We start from the raw sequence: 25,633 nt of genomic DNA on the forward strand, positions 1-25,633 counted from the left end.
CACAGCTCGCCACTCCGAAAGGCGACAGCTCAGCCGACGGCTTCCTCGGCCCGTGGTGTCTCGGTGGTCTCGGCAGGCGCCGTGGTGGTCGGCTGGGTGGTGGCGCTGGTGGTCGGCGGCCTGGCTGTGGTTGGTAGGGCCGGAGGCGGTGTCGGCGACGGGCACAGGGTTACCGAGCCCGTGGATCCCCACTTGCAGGTGTGGACGACCGTCCCGGTCTTGGTGCGCAGGGTGGCGGTGTCGCCGGTGTTGTTCCAGATGTAGTTCCCGGATCCCCAGTAGACGTGCTTGGCGGGCTTCCCGTTGGTGCCTTTGCCGGTGTGGATGACGACGGTCTTGCCGGCGGCGAGGGTTCCGGACAGTTTGTAGGTGTGCCCGGCGGCGTCCTTGACGGTCCAGCCGGTGACCGAGACGGCGGTCCTGCCGCGGTTGGTGACCTGCACGTATTCGGCGTTGAGGCTGGCGTTCGAGCGGGTGTCGCTGCCGGGCGAGTTGTAGTAGACCTTGGAGAACCGGACGTTCGGGACTGCGGCTGCGGCTGCGGTGGTGGTGGTTGCGGCCGAGGCGACGGTGATCCCGGCTGCGGTCACGGTGAGAGCGCCTGCGGCGACGGCGATCCAGCGCCACCGTCGGCGGGGCGCGGGTGCGGCTGAGGACATCCGGCCATCGTTGCAGCCCGGGGCCGGCTGGCACTGCGACGAACGTGTGCTCTTGGACTGGCCGTCCGGTCAGCGTGCGCCCGGTTCTTCGCCACCTCGAGGAGTCGCGTGATTCCTGTTCACGTTGCGGTCCTGCGCCACGATGCCTACATGGACACGAGCTCGCTGATCGCGCTGGGCAGCGTCGCTGTGGCTGCTGCCGCGGCAGCCGTTGCCGCCTACCAAGCCGTGATGGCGAAGCGGCAGGCGAGGTCCGCGGCGATGCAAGCAGACGTGGAGTCCCGTTCGTTGGTTCAGCTGACCAAGGCTGACAAAGAGAACGAGCAGCGCAGGGGCCGCGAGGCGATCATCTGCTTCTCGGAGGCTCTCGCGGACCTCAACACCATGGCTTCGGGGCTCCTCAATCAGTATCGAAGCCGTGACATGTCGACTTTTTCTGCTCACGATGCGATGAAAAGCATGTATGGCAAACTCCGCTATGTCGGCTCCTATGCGGGACTGGCCGCCGATTCGGCCACCGAGCTTCAGGCGTCGCTCGTGGACGAGTCGAACGAGCTTGCACATCGGCTGGTCGATGGGATCCGCGACCTGCGGCCGAGACCGGTGATCGCGGCCCGGCATCGAGTGGTCGCACCCCTGCTCAAGATCGTCGAACAACTTCGAGAAAACAATGTCGCCCTGCTGGTCACCATTCACGATGAAGATCGCGGCGTCGAGCTCTTTGAAGATGACAAATGGACAGACGGGCGGTAGGCGACCAACTCGCCTATCGGGCCGCGGCGTTCAGACGGGAACGACGGCGTTCACCGTGGTGTCGATGAGCGCGCCGAGCGAGAGGCGGCCGTCGTGGGTGATCCACTCGGCCTGCACCGCCCGCCGGTCCGGTCGCGCAGCTCAGTCGGCGCAGACGCGGTTGCGGCCGGTGCGTTTGGCTTCGTACAGGTGGTGGTCGGCGGCTGCCAGGATCGCCGACGGGGAGACGGTGCCGTCGCAGGCGACCGTGGTGACGCCGAGGCTGGCGGTGATCGCGCGGCCGCCGGTGACCGGGATCCAGTCGTACTCGGCCACGGCCCGGCGCACCGCCTCCGCCGCGCGCCGCCCGGCGCCCGCGTCGCAACCCGGCAGCAGCAGGACGAACTCCTCGCCGCCCAGGCGGGCCACGGTCGCCGTGGCCGGCGCCGACCGGAGCAGGATCGTGGCCAGTTCCTTCAGCACCAGGTCGCCGACCTGGTGCGACAGGGTGTCGTTGACCGACTTGAAGTGGTCGATGTCGATCAGCGCGGCGGACAGCGTCGGGTGCCCGGTGCCGGAGAGCAGGGTGGGCAGCAACTCGTCGACGTAGCGGCGGTTGTGCAGGGCGGTGAGCGCGTCGCGGTAGGCCAGCTCACGGAACGTCTCGCTGGCCCGGCGCGCCTCGTCGGCCTCGTAGACGGCGTGCAGGCTCTGGGCGCGCGCCTCGCGCTGGGCCGACTGCAGCGCCTGGCTCTCGGTGTGGAAGCGCCGGAACTCCTCGAACGCCTCCTGCCAGCGGCCGGCCGCGGCGTACAGCAGCGCCTGTGCCTCTCGGGTCCTGGCCCGGAAGCCGGGCAGGTCCCGCTCGGCGCACAGCCGCACCGCCCGGTCGAGGGTTTGCTGGGCGCGGTCGTAGGCGTGCTGCTCCCGCTGCGCCTCGGCGGCCGTGACCAGCGCCTCGACGATGGCGTGCCCGACGTTGAGCAGGTGCGCCGACGCCTCGTCCCACAGCGGCGCCAGCTCGTTCTCCGCCTCGGCGAACCGGCCGGACATCATCCAGACCCGGGCCATGGTGTCGCGGTTGCTGGCCGGGATCGGGATGCCCTGGTCGCGGGCGATCTCGCGCATCTGGTCGGCCAGCTGCTCGGCGAGTTGCCGGTCGCCCTGCTCGAACGCGGTGTAGGTCATGTTGTTGAGCACGCTCAGGGTCAACTGGCCGTCGCCCAGCGCGGTGGTGATGGCCAGTGCCTCCCGGAATCGGCGGGTGGCCTCCTCGGTCGCGCCGGTCTCGTCGAGCACCACGGCCAGCGACATGATGTGCCGGGCGCGGATGGCCGGCAGCACGTCGTCGGATGTGAACGACATGCACTGCACGACGTGCGCCATGGCGTTGGCCAGGTCGCTCACCGAGTAGAAGAAGATCGACAACTGCCGGTGACTGCGGGCCAGCAGGTAGGCGTCGCCGACCTCGACCGCTTCGGCGTACACGCTGTGGGCGATGCGGCCCAGCTCGACGGTGTCGCCCTCCCGGCCCAGGACGTCACCGAGGGCGAGCCGGGCCCGCAGGTACAGGTCACGCCGGCCCAGTCGCAGGGCGAGATGCTGCGCCGCGGTCGCCCGGGCGCGCTCGTCGGGCAGGTCGGAGGAGGTGGTGAGCTCCAGCGCCAGCAGCTGCGCCTCGAGGTCGGCCGTGGCCGCCTGCGGCTCCGTCACCTGCCCGAGCGTCGTCATGTCAGTCCCGTCGTCGTTTCCCCGAGCCTGGCAGCCCCGGGTTGCAGCCGGCCGTCAATCGCGGACGGCCGGGTCGGCCACGCGCGAGCCGGGCCGGATCCGCGAGTCCGCGTCGGTGCGCTCGTCGAGCCAGGCGATCAGCTGCTCGGGCGGCAACGGCGGGGTCAGCACGTAGCCCTGGATCTCGTCGCAGCCGAGCTCGTCGAGCCGGGCCCAGGTGCCGGGCGTCTCGACGCCTTCGGCGACGGTGCGCAGGCCGAGCTCGCGGCACAGCTGGATGATGTTGCGGACGACGGCCTCGTGGGCCGGGTTGGTGAGCAGGTCGGCGACGAACAGCTGGTCGATCTTGAGGGTGTCGACGGGCATCGTGCCGAGCTGGGCCAGCGAGGTGTAGCCGGCGCCGAAGTCGTCGATGGAGACGCCGATGCCCAGCGCGCGCAGCCGCTCCAGGGTGCCGGCCGCGTGCTCGGGGTCGGTGGTGATCGCGGTTTCGGTGATCTCGAGTTCGAGCATGGCGGCCGGGATCGCGGCGGCGGCGACCGCGGCCCGGACGACGCCGGGCAGGTCCGGGTCGACCAGGTTGCGCGGGGAGATGTTGACCGCGACGCCGAGCATCCGGCCGGCGGCGCGCCAGGCGGCGCACTGCCGGGTGGCCTCGCCGAGCACCCAGGCGGTCAGCGGCTTGATCAGCGAGGTGTGTTCGGCCAGCGGGACGAACGCGAACGGCCCGAGCAGCCCGCGGCCGGGATGCTGCCAGCGCACCAGCGCCTCCACCTGGTCGACCGTGCCGTCGCGCCGGCACTTCGGCTGGTAGTGCAGCCGCAGCTGACCGGCGGTGATGGCGTGCCGCAGCTCGGTCAGGACGGTGAGTCGCTGTTCGTCGCGGGTGTCGGTCGCCGGGTCGTACAGGGTGACGCCGAGACCGTTGTTCTTGGCGTGGTACATCGCCACGTCCGCGCAGCGCAGCAGGGTGTCGATCTCGGCGCCGTGCCCGGGGGAGACGGCGATGCCGACGCTGGCCTCGGTCTCCACGCTGATCAGGCCGATGGTGACCGGTTCGCGCAGCACCTGGCGTAGCCGGTGCGCGGTGTCGGACGCGCTCTCCGGGGTGTCCTCGGGGCTGTCGCCGGTGCCCAGGTCGGCGAGCAGCACGGCGAACTCGTCACCGCCGAGCCGGACCACGAGGTCCCCGTCGCGGGTGGCGCCGGCCAGCCGCTCGGCGACCGTGACCAGCAGTTCGTCGCCGGCGCGGTGCCCGAGCGTGTCGTTGATCTCCTTGAACTCGTCGAGGTCGAACAGCAGCAGGGCGCTCGGCCGCCCCGGGGCGAGGACCTGGTCCGCGCGGTGCGCCAGCAGCGTCCGGTTGCCCAGCCCGGTCAGCGCGTCGTGCCGTTCGGCGTGTTCGCGCCGGCGCATCCGGATGCGGGCCCGCCAGAGCAGGACCACACCGGCGAGCGCGGCCAGCGCGGCGCCGGCGTCGAGCAGCCGGACCGACCGGGTGATCGCGCTGCTGATCGTGTCGCCGGGCAGCATCACCTCCACCACGGCGTCGATGGCGTGGTCGTCGGCGGCGTCGGGATCGGCGTCGACGGGCAGGAACACGTTCAGCGTGGCATCGCCGTCATCCTCGTCGTCGCTCGTGCTGAAGGCCACGCCCTGACGGGAGCGGGCGAGCTCGGCGGCGGGCATCGTGGCCGGCGCGCCGGGGTGGCCACGGTCGGCGTAGATCAGGTGGCCGGTCTGCAGCGCCCAGACGACCAGCCCGGCGATATGGTGGTTCTCGCGTAGTTTCGCCACGTCGGCGTCCATGTCGGCGCGCCGGCCGGCGTCCAGGACCCCGGTGCTCAGGATGTCGGTGGTGATGTTGCGGCCGACCACCAGCTCGTTGATCAGCTCGGCGCTGAACCGGGCGCTGTTCAACGCCCGGGTGTGCACCTCACGCTGCAGGCTCACCAGGCCCAGCAGGCCGGCGCCGGCGACGAGCACCCCGACCGCGATCAGGATCCGCCACTGCGTCAGCCACGACCCTCGCACGTCGGCTGATCGTCATTCTCGACGGCGGTCTGAGGGATTCGGGCGCGTAACCCTCCGTTACCGGACACCGGCCGGCTGTCGCCGTACGTCAGCCAGGGTTTGATCTTGGTTTGGGGTTTCAAGATCAAAACCAGGAAGACCACGATTTGGTACGGACGGAGCGCCGCGGATTGACGCGGGGACGCCCGGGGAATCCCAGCGACATGCGCATCCATGCGGCCGGAGCGGTGCTCGACGGCGACCTGATCGTGCCCGCGGCCGCCGCCGCGGTCGTGCTGTTCACCCAGGACGGTCCGCGTGACCGGGCGCTTGCGAAGGTGCTGCGGCAGCGGGGCCTGGCGACCCTGCTGATCGAGCCGCTGACCGTCGACGAGCGCCCGGACGAGACGCACCGCTTCGACATGGACCTGCTGGCGGATCGCCTGATCGGCACGCTGCGCTGGATCCGCGCCCAGCCGGTGACCGCGCACCTGCCGGTCGGCCTGTTCGGCGCGGGCGTCAACGCCGGCGCCGCGCTGGTGGCGGCCGCGGCCCGGCCCGGCGACGTGCAGGCCGTCGTCACCCGCGGCGGCCGCGTCGACCTGGCCGGTGGCGCGCTGGCGCACCTGCTCGCGCCGACCCTGCTGATCGTCGGCGAACGCGACACGCCGCTGCGCGACATCAACGACGACGCCCGCCGGACGACGCGCGCGCCTGCCCAGATGTGCGTCATCCCGGAGGCGGATCGCTACTTCGCCGACCCGGGAGCGCTGGAGCAGGTCGCCGTCGAGGCGGTCGACTGGTTCACCCGGCACCTGGCCGACCCGTTGCCCGAGCACGCGCCGACGATCGACTCGGCCCTGCCCGTCGCGCAGCCGCGGCTCTTCGATGCTTTCATACCGCCCACGCCGGCCCCCGAGCCCCGCCCCGACGAGTCCTGACCGACCGCCAGCACGCGGAAAGACGCTTGGTGTGTACGGGCGAGCCCGGCCGACGGCACGAACCCGGTCCAATGGACCGACAGTGGCGGCCTCGACCGGTTCATCCGGTGGGGTTCTTCGGCGGGCAGTTGCTGGGCCAACACCAGGATGCCCATGGCAACCACGAACCAGCCGAACGCTTTACGCAGGACATCCGCGGGAAGGTGGCCGGCGAGCCGGGCACCCGGAAGGCTGCCGGCGATCGCGGCGGTGGTCACGGACAGCGCGAGACTCCAGGGGATCGATACGGCCTGCAGGTGCCCGGCGAGCCCGGCGGCTGACTGCATGGCGATGACCAGCAATGAAGTGCCCACTGCGGCCGGCATGCTCAGGCCGCCGAGCAGGGCGAGGGCCGGCACGATGAGGAATCCACCGCCGGCGCCGATCAGGCCGGCGATCGACCCGATCAGGGCGCCGGTGACGATCGTGCGCGGTAGCGACGGTTCCCGAGCGCCGCGCCCGGCCGGCCGGCCGTGCAGCATCCCGATGGCGGTGGCGAGCATCATCACCGCGAAGCCGGTGAGCAGGATTCCATCCGGGATGTACGCGGCGAGGCTGCCGGCGGCGTAGGCGCCGGCCATGCCCGCCAGCCCGAAGATCAACCCGATGCGCCAGCGGACGTGTCCGGCTCGGGCGTGGGGGATCAGCCCCGCGGTGGCGGTGGCGCCCACGACCAGCAGTGAGGTGGCGATCGCCTGCTTGGCCGGCAGGTGGGCGACGTAGACCAGCAGGGGCACGGCGAGGATGGATCCGCCGCCGCCGAGCAGTCCCAAGCTGATCCCGACCCCGGCCGCCAGGATCGCGGTCAGGACGGCGGCGAGGCTCATTGCCGTAGCACGGGTAGCCCCGCCGCGGCGGCGTTGGCGAAGTCGTCGTCGACGGCGACGACCTGCCGTCCGGCGGCGGCGAGCAGGGACGCGGCGATGGCGGCGCGGTAGCCGGCGGCGCAGTGCACCCAGATTTCACCTTCCGGCAGGTCGTGCAGCCGGCGCGGGAGGTCGTGCAGCGGGATGTGCACGGCATCGTCGATCCGGGACTGCGCCACTTCGAGGTTACGGCGGGTGTCGAGCACGAGCACGGGCCGGTGGTGGCGGACCTGGGCCAGATCGGCGAAGGTCGCGCGTGGGAAGGACGTGAGTTTCTGGCCACCGGCCCAGTCGAGGGGATCGCCGGTCGCGTGCGCGGCGGGCCGGTCGATACCGATGCGCACCAGCTCGCGCTGGGCCTCGGCGACCTGGTGCGGGGTTTCGGCGAGCAGGGTCAGCGGCGTTCCCCACGGGATGAGCCAGCCGAGGTAGGTGGCGAAGCTGCCGTCGAGGCCGAAGTTGAGGGTGCCGGCGACGTGACCGGCGGCGAACGCGATGCGGCTGCGCAGGTCGACGACCCATTCGCCGTCGGCGAGGCGTTTGCGGATCTGCTCGGCGTCGGCAGCCTCGGGCGGGCTCAGATCTGGGGCGGCCGGTCCGGCGCTGTTGGCCGGGCCCATGTGGGCGTAGTAGGCGGGCCACGTATCGAGCCCGGCCAGCAACTGGTCCACGAACTGCTGCTCCGCCTGGGTCAGCGCGGGATTGGCGCGACTTTCGGCGCCGATGGTGGAGGCGGTGGCCCCCGACTGGGTTGCCGAGCAGAAGCTGCCGAAGCCGTGCGTCGGGTAGACATCGGCGGTCTCGGGCAGCTCGCGAGCCAGCCGGTGTGCCGAGTGGTACTGGTGGTGGACCAGGTCGTGGGTGTGTGCGGGACCGAGCAGGTCGGGGCGGCCGACCGAGCCGTACAGCAGCGATCCGCCGGAGAAGACGGCGATCTGCTCGCCGTCGGCCTGCAACGCGTACGACAGGTGGGTGAAGGTGTGCCCGGGGGTGGCGATGACGCGGACCCGCAGGGTATGGCCGACGGCGACGATGTCGCCGTCGCGCACCGGTACGCGGTCGAAGCCGACCGGATCGTCGGCGTTGACGTGGTACGCCGCCCCGGTCACCCGTGCGAGGGCGTGGCCGCCGGTCACGTAGTCGTTGTGGACGTGGGTCTCGAAGATGTGGGTGATGCTCACTTCTTCGGCGAGTGCCAGGGCCAGGACGCGGTCGATGTCGCGCTGCGGATCGACGACGAATGCGCTGGTGCCGTCGTGGACGAGGTAGCTGCGGTCGCCGAGCGTGGGCGTCTCGATCGGCAGGACACGGACCATGATGCGGATTCCTTTACGTCGGTGGGATGAAGCGCAGTGCGGTCAGGCGGCGCCTGTCCGCTGGCGAACTCAAGATTGCATACCCCCGGGGGTATCCTGGTCCGACAATAGCGCGCGGGCGGCGGCGCTCGGCGGATGCCCTCACCGACGTGGTGACCCGGCTGGCGGCGCTGTCGCAGGCCCTGGACCGGGCGGTGTCAGATCATCGCGACGGGCCTGCGGCATTGCGTGATCGCCGAGCAGGGCAGCAAGGAGCCGACCGTGGGCGGGGCGGTCGTCCCGTCCCGCCCGCCACGGCCGCTACCGGTTCGCCCAGTGGGTGAATGCGGTCAGGTGCCCCTCGGAGGCCGCGAGCAGGCTGGTGTAGACCTGCGTGACGTCCGGAGCGGTCAGCGCGTCGAGGGCGGCCCGCAGGTCGGCGATATCGGTGCGCTCCACCTGCTGCCCGGCGGCCAGGGCGGCCGACAGGCTCTGCCCGCCCTGCGCCAGCAAGGTGTCGTAGGTGGCCTGGACCGCCGGGTCGGTGAAACTGCCGGCCGGCCGGTTCACGGTCGGGTCGGTCACGCCGTAGCGCTGCAGCAGCGTGCGCACCATGGTCAGGTGTCGGCTCTCCGCGACGGCGATGTGGTCGAAGACGACCGCGTCGTAGCGGCCGGCGAACGCCAGGTACAGGTCGTGGGCGAGCTTCTCCTCCTGCGCCATGGACGCCAGCGTGCTCTTCTGGGCATCGGTGAGGGTGCCCTGCCCGGCGGTGACGCCCAGTCCCATGCAGCGGCCGGCGCCGAAGCCGGATCCCATGCCGTAGCCGCGGCCCGGGGCGGACGGACCGACGGTGGCGGTGCTGAACGGTCCGGGACCGAACGGGCCGGCGCCGGCCAGTGCCGGTGCCGCGACCGCGAGTCCACCCAGCCCGAGCGTGCCGGCCGCCACCAGGGTGGCGGTACGGCGGGTGATGGTCTTCACGACTGCTCCCTTCCTTGTTCCTACCCCCTCACGGTGGCTCCCCGGCGTGATGACGGCGTGCAACCGATGTGCAGAACACGTGGAGAACGGGAGGCGGTCAGCCGCGGATCACCACGATCGGGCAGGCGGCGTGATAGATCAGATGCTGGCTGACCGAGCCGATCAACAGACCGACGAAGCCGCCATGGCCCCGATCGCCGACGACCAGCAACTGCGCCCGACGCGACCGGGCGGCCAGCGCCGGCCCCACCGGCCCCCGGAGCAGCTCCTGCCGGATGCTCAGGCCGGGATGACGCTCGGCGACACCGGCCACGGCAGTTGCCAGCACCCGGCCCTCTTCGGCCTCGAGCCGGTCGAGGTCGTAGACCAACGGCATCATGTCGCCCGCCCCGGCCACCGGCGGTGTGCGCCAGACATGGACGGCGACCAGTTCGGCGCCGCGCAACGCGGCCTCGTCGGCGGCGAACTCGACGGCTCGCAAGGACCGGGCCGATCCGTCGACGCCGACCACGACGGGCTGGTCCTGCTTCGGCCGGCTCTTGACCACGACGACCGGGCTTGATCCGTAGGTGGCCAGCTGCGTGGCGACCGTGCCGGCCAGCATGCCCTCGAATCGGCCGAGGCCCCGATCGCCAATGAGGACCAGTGCCGCACGTCGGCTGCGCTGCAGCAGGACGTACGCCGCGGGCCCGTCCACCACCTCGGCGGTGACCGGGACATCGGGCGCCTCCTTCGCGGCGCGGGTTTTCGCCTCGGCGACGACTGCCTCGATGTGCGCCCTGATCAGTGCGGCCGGTTCGGGCGCACCCTCGGAAGCCGGCCGGACCGAGGCAAGCGAGGCCGGCCAGACGAGGGCGTGGACCAGGTGCAGCGGAGCCTGACGTAGCAGGGCCTCACCAGCTGCCATTTCGACGGCGTCAAGGCTCGACGGCGACCCGTCGATGCCGACGACCACGGGTGCTCCGGCGATGTGCGTCATGTCAGCCTCCGCTCCAGAGCCGGGCCGCTCGGGGATGTAAGGCATGTGTCGGCGACCCGTGGCTTCATCGTCACGCCGGACCGGCACCGTCGACAGAGCCGATGGTCCCGGCCCCGACCGCCGCCCGGGCGGACCAGGGACCTACGGCGTGCTCCCGCGGGGACAGCGACCGTGGCACGGCGAGCAGTGCCGGATGACGATGGAGACGCCGTGAGCAGAGGTGGTGGATGACCGTGAGTCCGTCCGAGAACGCCGAAGGCAGGAACGCTCTGCAGATCAACGAGGTGCTGCTGCCCGGAGTCGGGCTGCGCTACGAGCTGACCAGCAGCGACGGCGATCATCTCGGCTTTGTCGCCCGCCGGGACGGCTATGTCGAGGTGGTCCGCTACGGCGGGGGCGATCCCGACGCGGGTGAGCCGTTGTTTCGCCTGACCACGGACGAGGCCGAGGCGGTGGCGGAGATCTTCGGCGCGCCCCGCATCGTCGAGCGGTTCGCTGACCTCAGCCGCGCAGTGCCCGGACTGGACGCCGGGCAGATCGGTATCGGACCTGGCTCCTCGTACGCCGGACGGCCTCTCGGTGAGACCCGCGCCCGCACCCGGACCGGTGCCTCCATCGTGGCGATCGTGCGGGGCGAGACCGTGCTGGTCTCCCCGGGGCCGGCCGAGATCATGCAGGCGGATGATGTACTCGTCGTCGTCGGCACCGAGGACGGTATCGCCGGGGTCCGCCGCATCGTCGGAACCTGAATTGCCGTGCATGCCTCCCTGGCTTTGCTGCTCGAGCTGGGGCTCGTCCTGGTCGCGCTGAGCCTGCTCGGCTCCATGGCTCACCGGCTGGCCATTCCGGCGATCCCGTTCTACCTGCTCGCCGGTCTCGCCCTGGGCGACAGGGGTGTCGAGGTCGCTTCGGAGGCGAGCGGCTTCATCCGAACCGGCGCTTCGATCGGCGTGGTGCTCCTGCTGCTCACGCTGGGACTGGAATTCACGACCGACGAGTTCATGGTCAGTGCCCGGCGGCACGTGCCCAGTGGCATCGTCGACCTGCTGGTCAACGCTGGTTCCGGCGTCCTGGCCGGGATTCTCCTCGGGCTGAATCCGGTTGGCATGCTCGCCCTTGCCGGTGCGACCTGGGTGTCTTCCTCGGGCATCGCCTCGCGCCTGTTGTCCGACCTGCGGCAGCTCGGCAACCGGGAGACGCCATCGGTGCTCTCGATCCTGGTCATCGAAGACTTCGCGATGGCCGTCTACCTCCCGCTGCTGGCGGTGCTCGGATCCGGCGGCAGGTGGTGGCAGGCACTGATCGGCATCGCCGTGGCGGTGTCCGCGGTCACCGCGGCCTTCGCCGGCTTGCGCCGATGGGGGCTGCACATCAACCGGTGGCTGGTTCATCCCGACCCGGAGCAGCTCATGCTCCGCCTGCTCGGGGCCACCCTGGTGGTTGCCGCGCTGGCCGAGATGGTCAACGTGTCGGCCGCAGTCGGGGCGCTGCTGGTCGGCCTGACGCTCACCGGCAGGAACGCGGCGCGGGCCCGCACCGTCCTGGCCCCGCTCCGGGATCTGTTCGCGGCGGCGTTCTTCCTCTCCATCGGGTTGACCGTCCGTCCAGCCGACTTGCTCGCCGCGCTGCCCGCGGCCGCGGCGCTCGCGGCGGCCGGGATCGCGACGAAGATCTTCACCGGCTGGTATGCCGCCGGGCGCGACGGCTCCGGCACGCCCGGTCGCCTGCGAGCCGGTACGGCGCTTGTCGCCCGGGGCGAGTTCTCGATCGTCGTCGTGGGGGTTGCCGGGACGTCCGAACCGGCCCTGGCTGCCATCGTCGTCGCCTACGTGCTGCTGCTTGCCGTCACCGGACCGCTGCTCGCACGATTCCTGCCCTCGACCGTCAACCGGCGTCGGGTCACGGCGCGCCCACCGCCGGCCCGATCCGCGGAGGACTTTATTGATTGACCATCTTCACTGTAGCTGGCAACGTCGGCAGCCGGACCGCCATCTGAGGGGAGACCCGCCATGCCTAATCGTCGATCCGTGCTGGCCGGCTCGGCCGCGGCAATGTTCGCGGCCGGAATCGGAACGGCATCACCGGCCGAAGCCGAGCCCCGCGGGCTCGACCGGGCCGCGCTGCAGGCGGCGCTGGATCAGATCGTCGCCACCGGGGCCACCGCCGCGCTGGCCCGGGTGGACAGTCCCACCGGCAGCTGGCGATCATCGAGCGGGGTGGTGGAGCTGGGGCGTGCGGCCCGTCCGTCGCCGGCCGGGCAGTTCCGCGTCGGCAGCATCACCAAGACGTTCGTGGCCACCGTGATCCTGCAGCTCGTCGCCGAGCGGCGCCTGCGCCTCGAGGACACCCTGGAGCGCTGGCTGCCCGGCGCGATCCCGAACGGCGCCCAGATCACCATCCGCAACCTGCTGCAGCACACCAGTGGCGTATTCGACTACACCAACGCCCTGTTCGCGACCGTCGAGGACGTGCTGCGCGCGCGATACCGGACCTTCCGCCCGGAGGAACTGGTCGCCCTGGCCGCCGCCCATCCGCCGGTCTTCGAGCCCGGCACCTCCTGGGAGTACTCCAACACCAACTACGTCCTGCTGGGTCTGATCATCAAAAAGATCACCCGTCGCGCGTACGGCGTGGAGGTCGGCAGACGCATTCTGCGCCCGCTCCGCCTGCGCGGCACCGAGGTGCCCGGCACCGACATCACGATCGACGGCCCGCACGCGCACGGGTACGAGCCGATCGAGCAGGACGGCGAGATCGTGCCGCTCGACTTCACCGATCTCAACCCGTCGATGGCGTACTCCGCGGGGGAGATCGTCTCCACCACGGCGGATCTGAACCTGTTCTACCGTTCCCTGCTGGGCGGCCGTCTGCTGCGCCCGGCGCAACTGGCCGAGATGCTGGGCAACCCGGTGGGGGAGCTGGGCTACGGCCTGGGCATCTACCAGCAGCGGCTGCCCGACGGCCGCACGCTGTGGGGACACACCGGTGGGATCTTCGGTTACCTGACCCTCTCGTTCTCCACGCCGGACGCCGCGACCCAGCTGACCGTCTCGATCAACCCGTGGCTCGGCGACTTCGGCCCGGCGGTGAACGAGCTGGTGCTGATCGCGTTCGGGGTGACCGCCACGGCGGCGCCGGCCATGCAGCTGCCCGTGCCGGGCATGCAGCTGCCCGTGCCGGGCATCCACCTGCCGCGAGCGAACCTGATGAGCAACGGCTGATCAGAGGTAGGTCAGCCGCACCGGAGGCGCGTGGAGCCCGAAACGGTCCTGCCGCGAGGAGTCACGCACCTGCCGGCGGCGCGGCAGAACGGGACCGTCGGCCCCGTCATCGCGGATCAGGGTGCCTCCGGCGCAGCGGCCGGTCAGCGTCCGAACAGACGCGCGAAGAAGCCGGCGGTCGGCTCGCCCTCATGACCGGCGCAGCGCTCCCTGCTGGGAACGCCCCGCAGGACCTGATCGACGTGCTGACCGCAGCCGGCCCAGGTGGCCTTGCCGCACTCGCGACACGTGACCTGACGACACATGATCCACGTCCCTTACCTCGATGAGGCGTCCAGCATACCCCTGGGGGTATAAGGCTGCGCTGCCTGGACCCCCGGGGGACGCGGGCAAGGACTTTGCCCGAACGGTGCCGAGCAGTCGCCTGCTGTCGGTCCGGTTCGATCAGGCGCCTGCCGCGCGGGCCGGTCACCGACTCCACCGGACGCTGGTCGCCGTATGGAGCGTGACGTCAGGCCGGTGGTCAACCGCCGAAGCGGTCGAGGAAGCCGGTCAGCTTGCTGGTGATCTGCTCGCCCGTTTCAGCGGCGGCCTCGCTGGCTGTGCCGGCGGCGTCCGCTGCGTCGCCCGCGGCGCCGGTCGCCGTCGTGATCGCGTCGGCGGCCTGGTCGCCCGCCCCGGTGACGGCGTCGGTGACCGTGTCCGCGCCGGGCACCTCGATGCCGAGAGCTTCTTTGGCGCTGGTGATGATGTCGCGCAGTGGCTGCCACATGAGATCCTCCCGTGGGTCTCACCCCGTGCGGGCCGGCACGGGGACGGCGGTTGGTGGCCTCGTCACCAGAGTGCACACGTACCGGGCGGCTGGCCAGGGCCGATGGTCCTCGCCGGGCTGGGACGGGCCGGCCGGCGGCGCCCGCCGTAGGGCTCGTCAGGCCGTCCAGGCCACGGCCGCGAAGGCAGCACGGCCGCCTGTGCGACGCGTCCCATCGCCTGGGAGACCAAGGCCCGAAGGCCCGCTCCGTCGCGCGGTGGCGGGGCGGATGGTCGGCAGCGGCGGGGCCGGTCGGCCCTGCCCGTCACCCGCCGGCAGGCGCAGACTCGACAGTGCGGCCACGGCGCCCGGGGTAGCAAGGGCGCGCCCCGGCGGCCCCTCTTACCCACGGCGACCACCGCCGGTCGGCCGTCCACGACCGCCCGGGACACCGGCCGTCCTGGGCGGTGAGCTCCGAAGGGGGCACCGATGGCCAGTGATCTTCAACCGGCCGCCACCGATGTCGGCGGCCTGTCCGCTACGGAAGCGGCGGTCCGGCTCGAACGCGGCGGCCCGAACACCCTGCCCGCCCCACGCCGGACACCGGTGTGGCGTCGGGTTCTGGCCCAATTGCGGGATCCGCTGATCCTGGTGCTGCTGGTCGCGATCGCGCTGACCGTCGGCACCGGCGACTGGCCCGACGCGGCCGTGATCGCCCTGGTCATCGTGGTCAACACCAGTGTCGGCGTCGTGCAGGAGATCAAAGCCGACCGGGCCATCACCGCGCTGGCCGCGATGACCGCGCCCGAGGCCCGGGTGCTGCGCGACGGCCGGCAGCAGCTCGTTCCCGCCGGCGAGGTCGTCGTCGGCGACCTGCTGATTCTCGCCGAGGGCGACATCGTGCCCGCCGATGCCGTCGTGGTGCGAGCCGCCGCCCTGCTCGTCGACGAGGCCGCGCTCACCGGCGAATCGGTACCGGTCGACAAGACCGGCACCCTCGACAGCGGCTCGGGCGACGAGGCGGAGCATCCCGGCGCGCTGGTCTCCGCGGGCACGGTCGTGGTCCGCGGCCGAGGCCGCGCCGTGGTCACGGCGACCGGCGTCGACAGCGCCATGGGCCGCATCGCCGGGTTGATGGCCACCGGTTCCGTGCTGACCCCGCTGCAGCGGCGGCTGGTCGGCGTGGGCCGGGTCCTGGCCGGCGTCGCCGTGGTCCTGTGCACCGTGGTGCTGGTGCTCGGCCTGGCGCGGGGCGAGCCGCTGGAGCTGATGGTGGTCACCGCGATCAGCCTCGTCGTCGCCGCCGTGCCCGAATCCCTGCCCGCCGTGGTCACCCTCGCCCTGGCCCTGGGCGCTCGCCGGATGGCCGCCCGGCATGCGCTGATCCGCAGGCTGCCCGCGGTGGAGACCCTCGGCTCGGTCACCGTCCTCGCCACCGACAAGACCGGCACCCTCACCGAGGGGCGGATGGTCGCCCGCCGGCTGTGGACCCCGGCCGGTGACGCCGAGGTGGACGGGCCCGGCTACGCCCCGCACGGCACCATCCGCCGGGCCGATCGGCCGGTCACCGCAGCTACCGCGTCCGATCTCGCCGAGCTGCTCACCGCCGCGGCCCTGTGCACCGATGCCCGGCTGCGCGCTCCCGACGATCCGAGCGGGGAATGGACCGCGCTTGGTGACCCCACCGAGGCGGCGCTGCTGGCCGCCGCCGGCAGATTCGATCTCGACCCGGCCGCCCTGAGAACCGCCCTGCCCCGCACCGGCGAACAGCCGTTCGACAGCGACCGCAAACGCATGACCACCGTCCACCAGCGGCCCGGCGGCGGAATCCGGATCATCTGCAAGGGTGCGCCCGAGGTCCTGCTGCACTCGGCGTTCCTCGACGAACCCGCCGAACTGATCACCCGCGCCATTGCCCAGGCCGAAGTCCTGGCCACCGGCGGCTACAGGGTCCTGGCCGTCGCCCGGGCCGACCGGGACGCCGCTCCACCGGCGGGCGAGTGGGAACACGGGCTGCGGCTGCTCGGCCTCATCGGCATCCGCGATGCGGCCCGGCCTTCCGCCGCCGCGACCATCGCCGCCTGTCAGAGCGCCGGCATCACGCCGGTGCTGATCACCGGCGACCACCCCGCCACCGCCCGCGCCGTCGCTGCCGAGGTCGGCGTCATCGGCGCCGACGGCGACGTCGTGGACTGCCGCCGGGTCGACCCGGCGGAGCTGGGTGAGAGTTGCCGGGCGCAGGTGTTCGCCCGCGCCACCCCCGAGCAGAAACTCGACATCATCGCCGCACGGCAGCGAGCCGGCGACGTCGTGGCCATGACCGGCGACGGCGTCAACGACGGCCCCGCCCTGCGCCGCGCCGACATCGGCGTCGCGATGGGCCTGCGCGGCACCGAGGTGGCCCGCCAGGCCGCCGACCTCGTCCTGGCCGACGACGAGCTCGCCACCGTGGTCGCCGCCACCGAGGAGGGCCGCCGCGTCTACGCCAACATCCGCCGCTTCCTGCTCTACGCCCTGTCCGGCGGTGCCGCCGAGATCGCCGTCATGCTCGCCGGCCCCTTCCTCGGTCTGCCGCTGGTGCTGCTGCCCGCCCAGATCCTCTGGGTCAACCTGCTGACCCACGGCCTGCCGGGCGTCGCGCTGGGCAGCGAACCGGCCCCGCCCGACGTCATGCGCCGCCCGCCGCGCCCGCCCTCCGAATCCGTGCTCGGCGCCGGGCTGTGGCAACGCATCCTGCGCGTGGGCGTCGTCATCGCCGGGGTCACCCTCGGCATCGCCGTCTGGGCCCACACCACCGACCGGCCCTGGCAGAGCATGGCCTTCTTCGCCCTCGGCGCCACCCAGCTCGCCGCCGCTCTCGGCTCCCGCGCCCGCCCCGGCTCCCGCGCCAACCCCATGCTCCCGGCCGCCGTGGCCGCCGCCCTGGCCCTGCAACTCGCCGGCCTGTACCTGCCGATCCTCAACGACCTGCTCGGCACCCGGCCGGTTCCGCTGCCGGACCTGTTGATCATCTGCGCGCTGTCCAGCCTCGGCTATGCCGCCATCCGCCTCGACCGCATCCTGCACCCGGGCCGGAGCGCCGCCCTCAGGCCGGCAGCATGAGGTCGCGCCGGCGCAGCCGGCTGACCCCGGCCACGGCCAGCAAGGCGGACACCAGGCCGAGACCCAGGATCGGCCCGGCGGTGACGGCTTCGGCCGGTGCGTCGGGCAGATGGGTGAAGGGCGACAGATCCAGCAGCCAGGCCGGCAGGTCCAGCGAGGGGCCGAACATCGGCCCGGCAAAGATGGCGAACACCGCCAGCGCCCAGGACAGGCCGACCGACCAGCGCGGCAGCGACGTGATCAGGACGACGACCGCGGCGCCGAGCACGCCGACGGCGGGCAGCTGGACGAGCGCGGCACCGAGGAGATCGCGCAGCAGCGATGCGGTCCCGCCGAGCGCCTGACCGCCGGTGAGCCCCATCGCCGTCGCGAAGACCAGCAGCAGCAGCGTGGCGCCGGCCAGCGCGTTGCCGGCGTACGCGCCCAGCCAGCGCAACCGCGAGACGGCGGTGCCGAGCACCGGCTCCAGGGTGCCCCCGGCCTCGTCGTGGTGCAGCCGGAGCAGCAGGGCGATCGCGTAGACCGCCACGGCCATCCCGGCGATCTGCATCATCGAGGCCCAGTAGGCGTTCAGCAGCCCGGCGTCGCCCCCGAACGCGTCGTACCAGGTGGTCGCCCCGCCCTCGAGCCCCTTGATCTGGGCGCTCAACGTGCCGAACACCAGGCCGAAGCCGAGCATGCCGAGCACCCAGCCCAGCAGAGTCGTCCGCTGCTGCCGCCGGACCAGGCCCGCCGGGCTCAGCAGCGCCGGGCTCGCGTGGGCCCGTCCGCCGCGCTCGGGCAACAGGCCCCGGCCGACGTCGCGCCGACGGGCGAGAACGATCGACACGCCGAACGAGACGGCCGTCGCCGGCATCGCGAACCCCAGCGGCCACCACAGATCGTCCGCGAACGGCCGCATCTGCTGACCCCAGCCGATCGGGGACAGCCAGGCCGGCCAGGCGCTGGTGACCCGCAGGGCGGCCGAATCCACTGCCCCGAGCATGTTGCCCAGCGCCGCGAGCAGGAAGGCGACGCCGAGCGCCGCACCCGAGAGACCGGTCGCGCCGCGCGTGGTCGAGGACAACTGGGCGCTCACCGCGGCGACACCGGTGAAGGCGACGCCCACCAGGGCGATCGACGCGCCGGCGGCCAGCGACCCGGTGACCGGCTGACCTGCGATCATCATGGCGAGCCCGAGCAGGACGGCCAGCGCCAGGTTCGCCGCGAGCGTGACGGTGACCGCCGCCGCCAGCGAGGAGTAGCGGCCCACCACCCCGGCGCGCAGCATCTCCTCCCGGCCGAGCTCCTCGGCCTGGCGGGTGTGCCGGACGACCGCGAGCACGCTCATCATGGCGGCGAGCACGGCCAGGGTCAGCGCGTCGCGGTGCAACGTGTAGCCCCCGACGTGCGCACCGGTGACGAGCCCGAGCACCCGCATGCCGGGGTTCTCGACGACGATCCGGGTGTCCGCCGCCAGCAGCGCGAAGTGGCTACCGTACTGCTTCTGGAACATCGCCGTGGTCGCCGCGAGAAACGCGCTCATGCCCAGCACCCAGGCGGGCAGGGTGAACCGGTCACGCCGCAGCGCGAGTCGCACCAGCCGTCCCGTACCGTCGAAGTTCTTCATGGTTTTGTTCCGATCGCCGCGATGTCCTCGCCGTAATGCCGCTTGAACAGTTCCTCGAGGGTGGGCGGGGTGGTGACCATCGATCGCACCCGCAGGCCGACCAGCCGTTCGAGCACGGAATTCAGCTCTCCCGGGTCGACGCTGAACTCGGCGTGGCCCTCGTGCACCCGGGCATCGTGCACACCGTGCCACCCGCCCACCGCGACCGGATGCTCGACCGTGTCGACCACCACCGACGTACGGGTGAGATGGCGCAGGTCGTCGAACGTGCCGCTCTCGGTCGCCCGGCCGGCCCGGATGATCGTGACCCGGTCGCACAGCGCCTCGACCTCGGACAGGATGTGGCTGGAGAGCAGGATGCTCCGGCCGGCGGCGCGCAGTTCCCGCACCACCTCCTGAAAGACCGACTCCATCAGCGGGTCCAACCCGGAGGTGGGCTCATCGAGCAGATACAGCTCGACGTCCGAGGAGAACGCCGCGACCAGGGCGACCTTCTGCCGGTTGCCCTTCGAGTAGGCGCGGATCTTCTTGGTCGGGTCGAGCCGGAACCGCTCCAGCAGCGCCTCACGACGACCGCGGTCGAGCCCGCCGCGCAGGTCACCGAGCAGGTCGATCGACTCACCACCGGTAAGATTGGGCCAGAGGTTCACCTCGCCCGGCACGTAGGCCAGGCGCCGGTGCAGTGCCACCGCGTCTCGCCACGGATCACCACCCAGCAGGCGGACGTGACCGGCGTCGGCGCGAAGCATCCCCAGCAGCACCCGGATCGTGGTGGTCTTCCCGGCGCCGTTGGGCCCCAGGAAGCCGTGCACCTCACCGCGCTGGACCCGCAGGTCGAGACCGTCCAGCGCTCGGGTCGCGGAGCCGAAGTTCTTCACCAGCCCGGAGATCGAGATGGCAGTCGTCACGGATCCCACCTCCTCGACGAGGAGCCTGCCTGCCTCACTCCGAGTCCAGCATCCGCATGCGCCGGCCGGCCAGGGCCTTACGCCACCCGAGACCTGGCCCATCGTCCGGCGGCGACGGCGAACCGCTGCGTCACCGAAGTGATCCTTCGATCGACACCAAAACCACGATTTGGGTACGGGCGGAGCGCCGCGGATTGGCGCGGGGACGCCCGGGGAATCCCAGCGACATGCGCATCCATGCGGCCGGAGCGATGCTCGACGGCGACCTGATCGTGCCCGCGGCCGCCGCCGCGGTCGTGCTGTTCACCCAGGACGGTCCGCGTGACCGGGCGCTTGCGAAGGTGCTGCGGCAGCGGGGCCTGGCGACGCTGCTGATCGAGCCGCTGACCGTCGACGAGCGCCCGGACGAGACGCACCGCTTCGACATGGACCTGCTGGCGGATCGCCTGATCGGCACGCTGCGCTGGATCCGTGCCCAGCCGGTGACCGCGCACCTGCCGGTCGGCCTGTTCGGCGCGGGCGTCAACGCCGGCGCCGCGCTGGTGGCGGCCGCCGCCCGGCCCGGCGACGTGCAGGCCGTCGTCACTCGCGGCGGCCGCGTCGACCTGGCCGGTGGCGCGCTGGCGCACCTGCTCGCGCCGACCCTGCTGATCGTCGGTGAACGCGACACGCCGCTGCGCGACATCAACGACGACGCCCGCCGGACGACGCGCGCGCCCGCCCAGATGTGCGTCATCCCGGACGCGGATCGTTACTTCGCCGACCCGGGAGCGCTGGAGCAGGTCGCCGTCGAGGCCGTCGACTGGTTCACCCGGCACCTGGCCGACCCGTTGCCCGAGCACGCGCCGACGATCGACTCGGCCCTGCCCGTCGCGCAGCCGAGACTCTTCGATGCTTTCATACCGCCCACGCCGGCCCCCGAGCCCCGCCCCGAGGAGTAGTGCGCCGCGCTCTCGTACCGTGGCCCGATGGACGATTGGCTGGCCGGCGTGCAGGAGTTGCTTCCCGGTACGCACGTGGAGTTGCTCGAACAACTGGGCGGCAGCTCGCGGTCGCTGGTGCGGCGGGTCCGGGCCGGCGAGCGCACGCTGATCGTCAAGGAGTTCACCGGCCCGGGAGACGGCTGGGCGCGGGAATGCGCGGCGTTGTCGGTGCTCCCGCCGCAGGTGCCGGCGCCGCGGCTGGTGACCGGTGGGGACGCGCCGCCGATCGTGGTGATGTCCGACCTCGGGCCCGGGACCAGCGTGGCCGACCTGCTGCTGGGCACGGACCGCGCCGCGGCCGCCGACGCCGTCATGGCCTGGGCGAGCGCCGTCGGAGCGCTGCACCGTGGCACCGCCGGGCTCCGCGACGAGTTCCGGGAAGCGCTGGCCGCCCGGTCCGGGGGCCGGCCGATGTCCGAGTCGAGAGTCGCGGCGGATCTGGACGAGGCGTGCCGGGCGATCGCAGGCCAGGGCGGGGAGCTCGGGGTCGCGGTACCGGCGGCAGCGGTCGAGGAGCTGCGGTCGATCGGCGCGCGGCTCGGCGGGGACGGGCCGGCCGCGCTGACTCCGGCCGACGCCTGCCCGGACAACAACGTGCGGACCGGGGCGGGGCTGGCGCTGATCGACTTCGAGGGTGCGCAGTGGCGGCACATCGCCTGGGACGTCGCGTATTTGACCGTGCCGTGGCCGTCCTGCTGGTGTTCCTGGCGCATCCCGCCGGACGTCGCGGAGCGGGCGATCGAGGTGTACCGGTCGGCGTGCGCGCTGCCGTACGTCGACACCGATGACTTCCGGGGTGACGTGCGGGCCGCCGTGGTCGGCTGGGCCTTCGAGTCGCTGTCGTGGCTGCTGCCCCGGGCGCTGGCCGACGCCCCGTCGTCGAGCCGGCCGACGCCGGCCCGGCGGGCGCTGATCCTGCACCGGCTGCGGCGCGCGGTGGCATCGCCGGAGCTGCCGGCGCTGGCACGGCTGGCGGGTGACTTCCACGACGCGCTCACCGATCGGTGGGGCGAGGTCCGGCTCGACTACGCCCCGGCCTTCCGCTGAGCCGCCCCGGCGGCCCACGGTGCGCGTTCTCGCTCTCTTCGTACTCCTCAGCAGGCAGGCCAGAACGCGGGCCTCGGTGGCGAGCCGGCCTGGCCGGGTTCCCAACTGCTGACCAGGTTGTTGGTCATTGTTGGCCGCCGTCGAACGCATGTGCCAATCATCAGGTTTCTGTGGGTAGCGGGGTGGCTACTCCGCCATGGCAGAAGTGAATCATTTCGATGAGGTTGTCGAGGTCGGCGTAGCCGTGGGCGCGGGCCTGGATCCGGCGGATGCCGGCGTTGATGGCTTCCAGGAGTGAGTTCGAGAGTTGGAGATGGATCGCGTTGAGGATGCTGTCGTGGTGGCGGCGCAGTCGTTTGGCGAGGGTGACGAACGCGTTGATGCCACTGCGTTTGGCCCGGTTGATCCAGCGGCGCAGGTGGTCGGCGGCGTCTGCGGCGGGGATCCGGTAGATCTGGCGGAGGTTTTCTTTCAGTTGCCAGGCCCGGTGCAGTCGCGGGTGTTTGCGGCGCAGTTGTTCGATGATCGCCGCGCGGATCGCATCGTGTTTCTCACCCGGCTGGCGCAGGGTGCCGCGGACCTTCTGCCAGGTCTGGGCGGGTGTCATCGTGTCCACGCTGATTTTTACGCCCTGTTCGCGGACGGTGCTGTAGGCAAGATCTAGGGCTTCGCCGGCCCATTTCACGACGTGGAACGGGTCCAGGCAGATCGGGGCGTGCGGGAGGTGCGTGGTCGCGGCTTTGCGGTAGATCGCGGTCATGTCCATACTGACCGCCTCGATCCGGGCCATGCCTTCCGTGCCCAGCGAGGTCAAGAAGTCGCCGAATACCTGCTGGTTACGGCCTTCGCCGATGAACAGGACCCGGCCGGTGTCGTGGTCGGCGACCACGGTCAGGAACTGGCGGCCGCGCCGGTAGGCGATCTCGTCGACGCCGATGCGGTAGACGTTGTCGAGCCGGTCGATGTCCAGGTGTTCATCGACCAGATTGCGTACCAGGGCGTCGACTTTCTCCCAGGTGGTGCCCAGCACCTTCGCGACCCCGGTCTTCGACATCCGTTTGACCAGCCAGCAGGCCATGTCCTCGAAGTCACGGGTGAACCGGGAACCGGGCCGGGCCCAGGGTGTCCACTCGGTACGGACCCGGCCGCATCCACGGCAGTCGACCCGGCGGATGTCGGCCTCGATCCACACGACCGAACGACCAAATGCCAGGTGACGCCCCCTGCGCCGGGACCGGTCGTAGCGGGCCCGGCTCGTGCGCCCGCACGGGCAGACCAGCATCGCGGAGGTCAGCCGTACCGAAACGACCATTTCGGCCCCCTCGAAACGTACCCCCTCGACGGCCGTTGCCTTGAAACCCAGAAGACGGTTGATGACCGTAGCGGCGCGCACGTGGATCCCTTGTTCAGCATGGCTTTAGACACCTCCTGAACGAGTTGGACCTCCACGGCGCGCCGCCCTTTTTGTGCGTTAAACCCCTAAAACGGACCCACAGAAACCTGAGGATTGGCACGCATGTACTATTCGCCGGGTGAAGGCGAGGCGGCGGAGCAAGGCGTTGCGGCCGATCGCGGCGCCGTTCGTCGTCGCCCCGCCTACCGGCACCCGCATCCGGACCAGACTGCGGCCCAGCACCGGCGAGGCTGCTGTCCTGACACAGGTCGCAACCTTTTTGGGTGGGCTGTACCGGGCTGATCTGGCCAGGCGTGTCCGGCTCGGCAATGTGTCCGGCAAGGACACCCAGCGCACGCGGCGTAAGCGGGAGTTGACCGCGGTCACGACCTCCCGGTGGGCCGGCTCGATCACCCGGACCGCCGAAGACCAATACCAACTCGGGATACGGGCTCTCAAAGCCGACGTGTCGAGCCTGGGTCAGGCCCTGACCATCCTGGACGCGCGGATCGCCGCCCCGGTCGGCGGCCGGGTCGGCCGGATATCCGGTTATGCCAGCCGGCGCGAGCGGGCCGCCAAGCAACAGCGCCGCCAAGCCTTGGCCGCCCGCGCCGCCGCCGCCCGAGATCGGCTGGCCGATGGTCGTCCGGCGATCGTTGCGGGCGGACGGCGGCTGGCCAAGACCCGCCACCGGCTCGGCAGCGCCGGGCTCACCCAGGCGCAGTGGCGGGCCCGGTGGGACGCGGCCCGCATGTTCCTGACCGCCGACGGCGAGACCGGCGCCCCGCACGGCAACTACACCATCACCGTCACGCCCGGCGGCGTCGTGTCAATCGCGCTCCCGTCCCAGCTCAAGCATCTAGCGAACGCCGGACGCGGCAGATACCGCCTCGCCGAGCCGGTCGCGTTCACCCATCGGGCCGGGCAGTGGACCGACCGGGTCACCGCCGACCGGTCGGTGCGCTACGACATCAGCTTCGATGCGGTGCGGGGCCGCTGGTACCTGGACGCCTCCTGGACAGCCCCGGCCTACACGCCCGGCCTGGACGCACTCGCCGGCGGCAGGCTACTGGGTATCGACCTGAACGCCGACCATCTCGCCGCGCACGTCATCGACGCGCACGGCAACCCGGTCGGCACCCCGATCACCATCCCGCTCAACCTTTCCGGCCCGGCCTCGCAACGCGACGGACGGCTACGCGCTGCGATCAGCCACGCCCTGCACCTCGCGCACCTGCACGGCTGCCCGGCGATCGCGGTCGAGAACCTGGGCTTCGCCGACGCCCGTGCTACCGGCCGGGAGACCCTCGGCCGCGGCGCGCGCGGCAAGCGGTTCCGGCGTACGGTCGCCGGGATCCCCACCGCACAGTTCCGCGACCGTCTCGCCGGCATGGCCTACACCGCCGGGATCGCAGTGATCGCCGTCGACCCCGCCTACACCTCTAAATGGGGCGGGCAGCACTGGAAACCCGCCCTCACCAGTAAGACTCCCGCCGCGACCCGGCATCATGCCGCGGCGGTGGTGATCGCACGACGCGCCCACGGCTTCACGGCACGGCGACGGCCAGGTGTCACCCGGACACGACCAGCGGATCGCGCCCGGGAAACTACCGGCCAGGCCGCACCCCACACCACGGGCGTCAGGGAACAACAGTTCGGCCCGGTCGAGACGGCACGCACCACACCCGTGGACAAGACGCGCCCGGCCCCGACCAGAAACCCCGACGTTCCCCGGCCTCGAAGACCGCTCGCGAGGCCCCCGACCCCCGGTCGGGACCAGCGTATTGACCAACTATGGCCAATACGCTGAGGAACGGTGAGACTTGTTCCCGCCGTGTGGTCCCGGGTTCCTACGGTGGTCGGCATGACTGAAGATTCATCGGCGTCGACAGGTAGAGAGCGCTTCGGCCGGATGGCAGGCATGGCCGCGCTCGTTTCGGTGCCGCTGGTCTCGCTGTTGTGCTGCGTGCCGGGCTTCGCAGTGATCGGCGCGATGGATGCCAGCTGTGGTGCTGGCTTCGATCATGAATGCATGGATCTCGCCGAGCCGGTCTTCACTGTCTGGCCCTGGGTGACGGGAGGCGTGGCCGCCGCGGCGTTACTGACGCTGCTGGCGATCCCGCGCCGTGCCGAGGGCCTGCGCCTGCTCGCGGGCGCGGTGGTCGTGGTGCCGCCCATCGTGAATGCGCTGGTGGCGTTCGCGCAGCTGAGCCGCACCGGCCCGGCTTGAGCGTGGTTGTAGTGGTTCAGGAACTCGGTGAGTGCCGCCGCACGGTCTTGCTCGAAGTCGTCCGGCGTCGGCGTAGCCGTGTGGGCCTGGTTCTCACCAATAGGGCGGCCATCCAGCCCCGCCAGGCACGTTAGGCCCGGGTCGTCGCCG

General features: G+C 71.7%; 20 protein-coding genes and 1 pseudogene. 10 read left to right on the forward strand and 11 right to left on the reverse strand.

Annotated features, from left to right (window positions below):
- Positions 1 to 29: 29 nt before the first annotated feature.
- On the reverse strand, positions 30 to 659 hold the full coding sequence (locus L3i22_RS21680) for a lamin tail domain-containing protein (protein ID WP_221328776.1): 630 nt from the start codon (positions 657 to 659) through the stop codon (positions 30 to 32).
- A 108-nt stretch (positions 660 to 767) separates the two neighbouring features.
- On the opposite strand from L3i22_RS21680, the gene L3i22_RS21685 reads away from it, so the two are divergent.
- Positions 768 to 1,412, forward strand: coding sequence for a hypothetical protein (locus L3i22_RS21685; RefSeq protein WP_221328777.1), 645 nt, complete (start codon positions 768 to 770; stop codon positions 1,410 to 1,412).
- A 141-nt stretch (positions 1,413 to 1,553) separates the two neighbouring features.
- Here L3i22_RS21685 and L3i22_RS21690 read toward each other — a convergent pair whose 3' ends face one another.
- On the reverse strand, positions 1,554 to 3,122 hold the full coding sequence (locus L3i22_RS21690) for a diguanylate cyclase (protein WP_221328778.1): 1,569 nt from the start codon (positions 3,120 to 3,122) through the stop codon (positions 1,554 to 1,556).
- Between the two features lie 54 nt (positions 3,123 to 3,176).
- A complete protein-coding gene (locus L3i22_RS21695; RefSeq protein WP_221328779.1) occupies positions 3,177 to 5,156 on the reverse strand; it encodes a bifunctional diguanylate cyclase/phosphodiesterase in 1,980 nt (659 codons plus the stop codon).
- 203 nt (positions 5,157 to 5,359) lie between these two features.
- Between L3i22_RS21695 and L3i22_RS53610 the strand changes: the two genes are divergently transcribed.
- On the forward strand, positions 5,360 to 6,076 hold the full coding sequence (locus tag L3i22_RS53610; RefSeq protein WP_255658477.1) for a dienelactone hydrolase family protein: 717 nt from the start codon (positions 5,360 to 5,362) through the stop codon (positions 6,074 to 6,076).
- Between the two features lie 122 nt (positions 6,077 to 6,198).
- Here the strand turns inward: L3i22_RS53610 and L3i22_RS21700 are convergent.
- From L3i22_RS21700 to L3i22_RS21715, 4 genes and pseudogenes are all read right to left on the reverse strand, one after another.
- Positions 6,199 to 6,942: pseudogene (locus tag L3i22_RS21700) on the reverse strand (sulfite exporter TauE/SafE family protein); the annotation flags it as partial.
- Positions 6,939 to 8,300, reverse strand: a complete 1,362-nt coding sequence (locus tag L3i22_RS21705; protein ID WP_370644544.1) for a rhodanese-like domain-containing protein — start codon at positions 8,298 to 8,300, stop codon at positions 6,939 to 6,941. The pseudogene L3i22_RS21700 and the gene L3i22_RS21705, both read right to left, overlap by 4 nt.
- A gap of 297 nt (positions 8,301 to 8,597) precedes the next feature.
- Positions 8,598 to 9,260, reverse strand: a complete 663-nt coding sequence (locus L3i22_RS21710; protein WP_221328782.1) for a DUF2202 domain-containing protein — start codon at positions 9,258 to 9,260, stop codon at positions 8,598 to 8,600.
- 97 nt (positions 9,261 to 9,357) lie between these two features.
- Complete coding sequence (locus L3i22_RS21715; protein ID WP_221328783.1) at positions 9,358 to 10,239, reverse strand: universal stress protein; 882 nt, start codon at positions 10,237 to 10,239, stop codon at positions 9,358 to 9,360.
- 227 nt (positions 10,240 to 10,466) lie between these two features.
- Between L3i22_RS21715 and L3i22_RS21720 the strand changes: the two genes are divergently transcribed.
- The 3 genes from L3i22_RS21720 to L3i22_RS21730 are packed head-to-tail and all read left to right on the forward strand — an operon-like array spanning position 10,467 to position 13,460.
- A complete protein-coding gene (locus tag L3i22_RS21720; protein WP_221328784.1) occupies positions 10,467 to 10,988 on the forward strand; it encodes a cation:proton antiporter regulatory subunit in 522 nt (173 codons plus the stop codon).
- A 6-nt stretch (positions 10,989 to 10,994) separates the two neighbouring features.
- Positions 10,995 to 12,188, forward strand: a complete 1,194-nt coding sequence (locus L3i22_RS21725; RefSeq protein ID WP_221328785.1) for a cation:proton antiporter — start codon at positions 10,995 to 10,997, stop codon at positions 12,186 to 12,188.
- A gap of 60 nt (positions 12,189 to 12,248) precedes the next feature.
- Positions 12,249 to 13,460, forward strand: a complete 1,212-nt coding sequence (locus L3i22_RS21730; protein WP_221328786.1) for a serine hydrolase — start codon at positions 12,249 to 12,251, stop codon at positions 13,458 to 13,460.
- Between the two features lie 523 nt (positions 13,461 to 13,983).
- On the opposite strand, the gene L3i22_RS21735 is transcribed toward L3i22_RS21730, so the two are convergent.
- Complete coding sequence (locus L3i22_RS21735; RefSeq protein WP_221328787.1) at positions 13,984 to 14,232, reverse strand: hypothetical protein; 249 nt, start codon at positions 14,230 to 14,232, stop codon at positions 13,984 to 13,986.
- 468 nt (positions 14,233 to 14,700) lie between these two features.
- On the opposite strand from L3i22_RS21735, the gene L3i22_RS21740 reads away from it, so the two are divergent.
- Positions 14,701 to 17,313, forward strand: a complete 2,613-nt coding sequence (locus L3i22_RS21740; protein WP_221328788.1) for a cation-translocating P-type ATPase — start codon at positions 14,701 to 14,703, stop codon at positions 17,311 to 17,313.
- On the opposite strand, the gene L3i22_RS21745 is transcribed toward L3i22_RS21740, so the two are convergent.
- Both L3i22_RS21745 and L3i22_RS21750 read right to left on the reverse strand, forming a co-directional pair.
- Positions 17,297 to 18,922, reverse strand: a complete 1,626-nt coding sequence (locus tag L3i22_RS21745) for an ABC transporter permease (protein ID WP_221328789.1) — start codon at positions 18,920 to 18,922, stop codon at positions 17,297 to 17,299. The genes L3i22_RS21740 and L3i22_RS21745 overlap by 17 nt on opposite strands.
- Complete coding sequence (locus tag L3i22_RS21750; RefSeq protein WP_304523469.1) at positions 18,919 to 19,830, reverse strand: ABC transporter ATP-binding protein; 912 nt, start codon at positions 19,828 to 19,830, stop codon at positions 18,919 to 18,921. Before L3i22_RS21750 ends, L3i22_RS21745 begins: the two co-directional genes overlap by 4 nt.
- 227 nt (positions 19,831 to 20,057) lie before the next feature.
- Between L3i22_RS21750 and L3i22_RS21755 the strand changes: the two genes are divergently transcribed.
- Complete coding sequence (locus L3i22_RS21755) at positions 20,058 to 20,771, forward strand: dienelactone hydrolase family protein (protein ID WP_221328791.1); 714 nt, start codon at positions 20,058 to 20,060, stop codon at positions 20,769 to 20,771.
- Positions 20,772 to 20,798: 27 nt separating this feature from the next.
- Positions 20,799 to 21,860, forward strand: a complete 1,062-nt coding sequence (locus L3i22_RS21760) for a phosphotransferase (RefSeq protein WP_221328792.1) — start codon at positions 20,799 to 20,801, stop codon at positions 21,858 to 21,860.
- 160 nt (positions 21,861 to 22,020) lie between these two features.
- Here L3i22_RS21760 and L3i22_RS21765 read toward each other — a convergent pair whose 3' ends face one another.
- Positions 22,021 to 23,253: an ISL3 family transposase gene (locus tag L3i22_RS21765; protein WP_221328793.1), complete on the reverse strand. Its 1,233-nt coding sequence runs from the start codon at positions 23,251 to 23,253 to the stop codon at positions 22,021 to 22,023.
- A gap of 139 nt (positions 23,254 to 23,392) precedes the next feature.
- Here L3i22_RS21765 and L3i22_RS21770 point away from each other — a divergent pair, with 139 nt between their 5' ends.
- Together L3i22_RS21770 and L3i22_RS21775 are read left to right on the forward strand one after the other, a co-directional pair.
- The gene (locus tag L3i22_RS21770) at positions 23,393 to 25,063 is read left to right on the forward strand and encodes a hypothetical protein (protein WP_221328794.1); all 1,671 of its coding nucleotides are present in this window, start codon (positions 23,393 to 23,395) and stop codon (positions 25,061 to 25,063) included.
- A gap of 54 nt (positions 25,064 to 25,117) precedes the next feature.
- A complete protein-coding gene (locus L3i22_RS21775; protein WP_221328795.1) occupies positions 25,118 to 25,483 on the forward strand; it encodes a hypothetical protein in 366 nt (121 codons plus the stop codon).
- The last annotated feature ends 150 nt before the right edge of the window (positions 25,484 to 25,633 follow it).

The organism is Actinoplanes sp. L3-i22 (assembly GCF_019704555.1).
In the GTDB taxonomy this organism is placed as follows: domain Bacteria; phylum Actinomycetota; class Actinomycetes; order Mycobacteriales; family Micromonosporaceae; genus Actinoplanes.

Excerpts from the sequence above, each read along its gene's own strand:
- L3i22_RS21740 (WP_221328788.1), top strand. The coding sequence starts at position 14,701 with ATGGCCAGTGATCTTCAACCGGCCGCCACCGATGTCGGCGGCCTGTCC.
- L3i22_RS21680 (WP_221328776.1), bottom strand. The coding sequence starts at position 659 with ATGTCCTCAGCCGCACCCGCGCCCCGCCGACGGTGGCGCTGGATCGCC.
- L3i22_RS21775 (WP_221328795.1), top strand. The coding sequence starts at position 25,118 with ATGACTGAAGATTCATCGGCGTCGACAGGTAGAGAGCGCTTCGGCCGG.
- L3i22_RS21720 (WP_221328784.1), top strand. The coding sequence starts at position 10,467 with ATGACCGTGAGTCCGTCCGAGAACGCCGAAGGCAGGAACGCTCTGCAG.
- L3i22_RS21715 (WP_221328783.1), bottom strand. The coding sequence starts at position 10,239 with ATGACGCACATCGCCGGAGCACCCGTGGTCGTCGGCATCGACGGGTCG.
- L3i22_RS21690 (WP_221328778.1), bottom strand. The coding sequence starts at position 3,122 with ATGACGACGCTCGGGCAGGTGACGGAGCCGCAGGCGGCCACGGCCGAC.
- L3i22_RS21730 (WP_221328786.1), top strand. The coding sequence starts at position 12,249 with ATGCCTAATCGTCGATCCGTGCTGGCCGGCTCGGCCGCGGCAATGTTC.
- L3i22_RS21755 (WP_221328791.1), top strand. The coding sequence starts at position 20,058 with ATGCGCATCCATGCGGCCGGAGCGATGCTCGACGGCGACCTGATCGTG.
- L3i22_RS21760 (WP_221328792.1), top strand. The coding sequence starts at position 20,799 with ATGGACGATTGGCTGGCCGGCGTGCAGGAGTTGCTTCCCGGTACGCAC.
- L3i22_RS21745 (WP_221328789.1), bottom strand. The coding sequence starts at position 18,922 with ATGAAGAACTTCGACGGTACGGGACGGCTGGTGCGACTCGCGCTGCGG.
- L3i22_RS21735 (WP_221328787.1), bottom strand. The coding sequence starts at position 14,232 with ATGTGGCAGCCACTGCGCGACATCATCACCAGCGCCAAAGAAGCTCTC.
- L3i22_RS53610 (WP_255658477.1), top strand. The coding sequence starts at position 5,360 with ATGCGCATCCATGCGGCCGGAGCGGTGCTCGACGGCGACCTGATCGTG.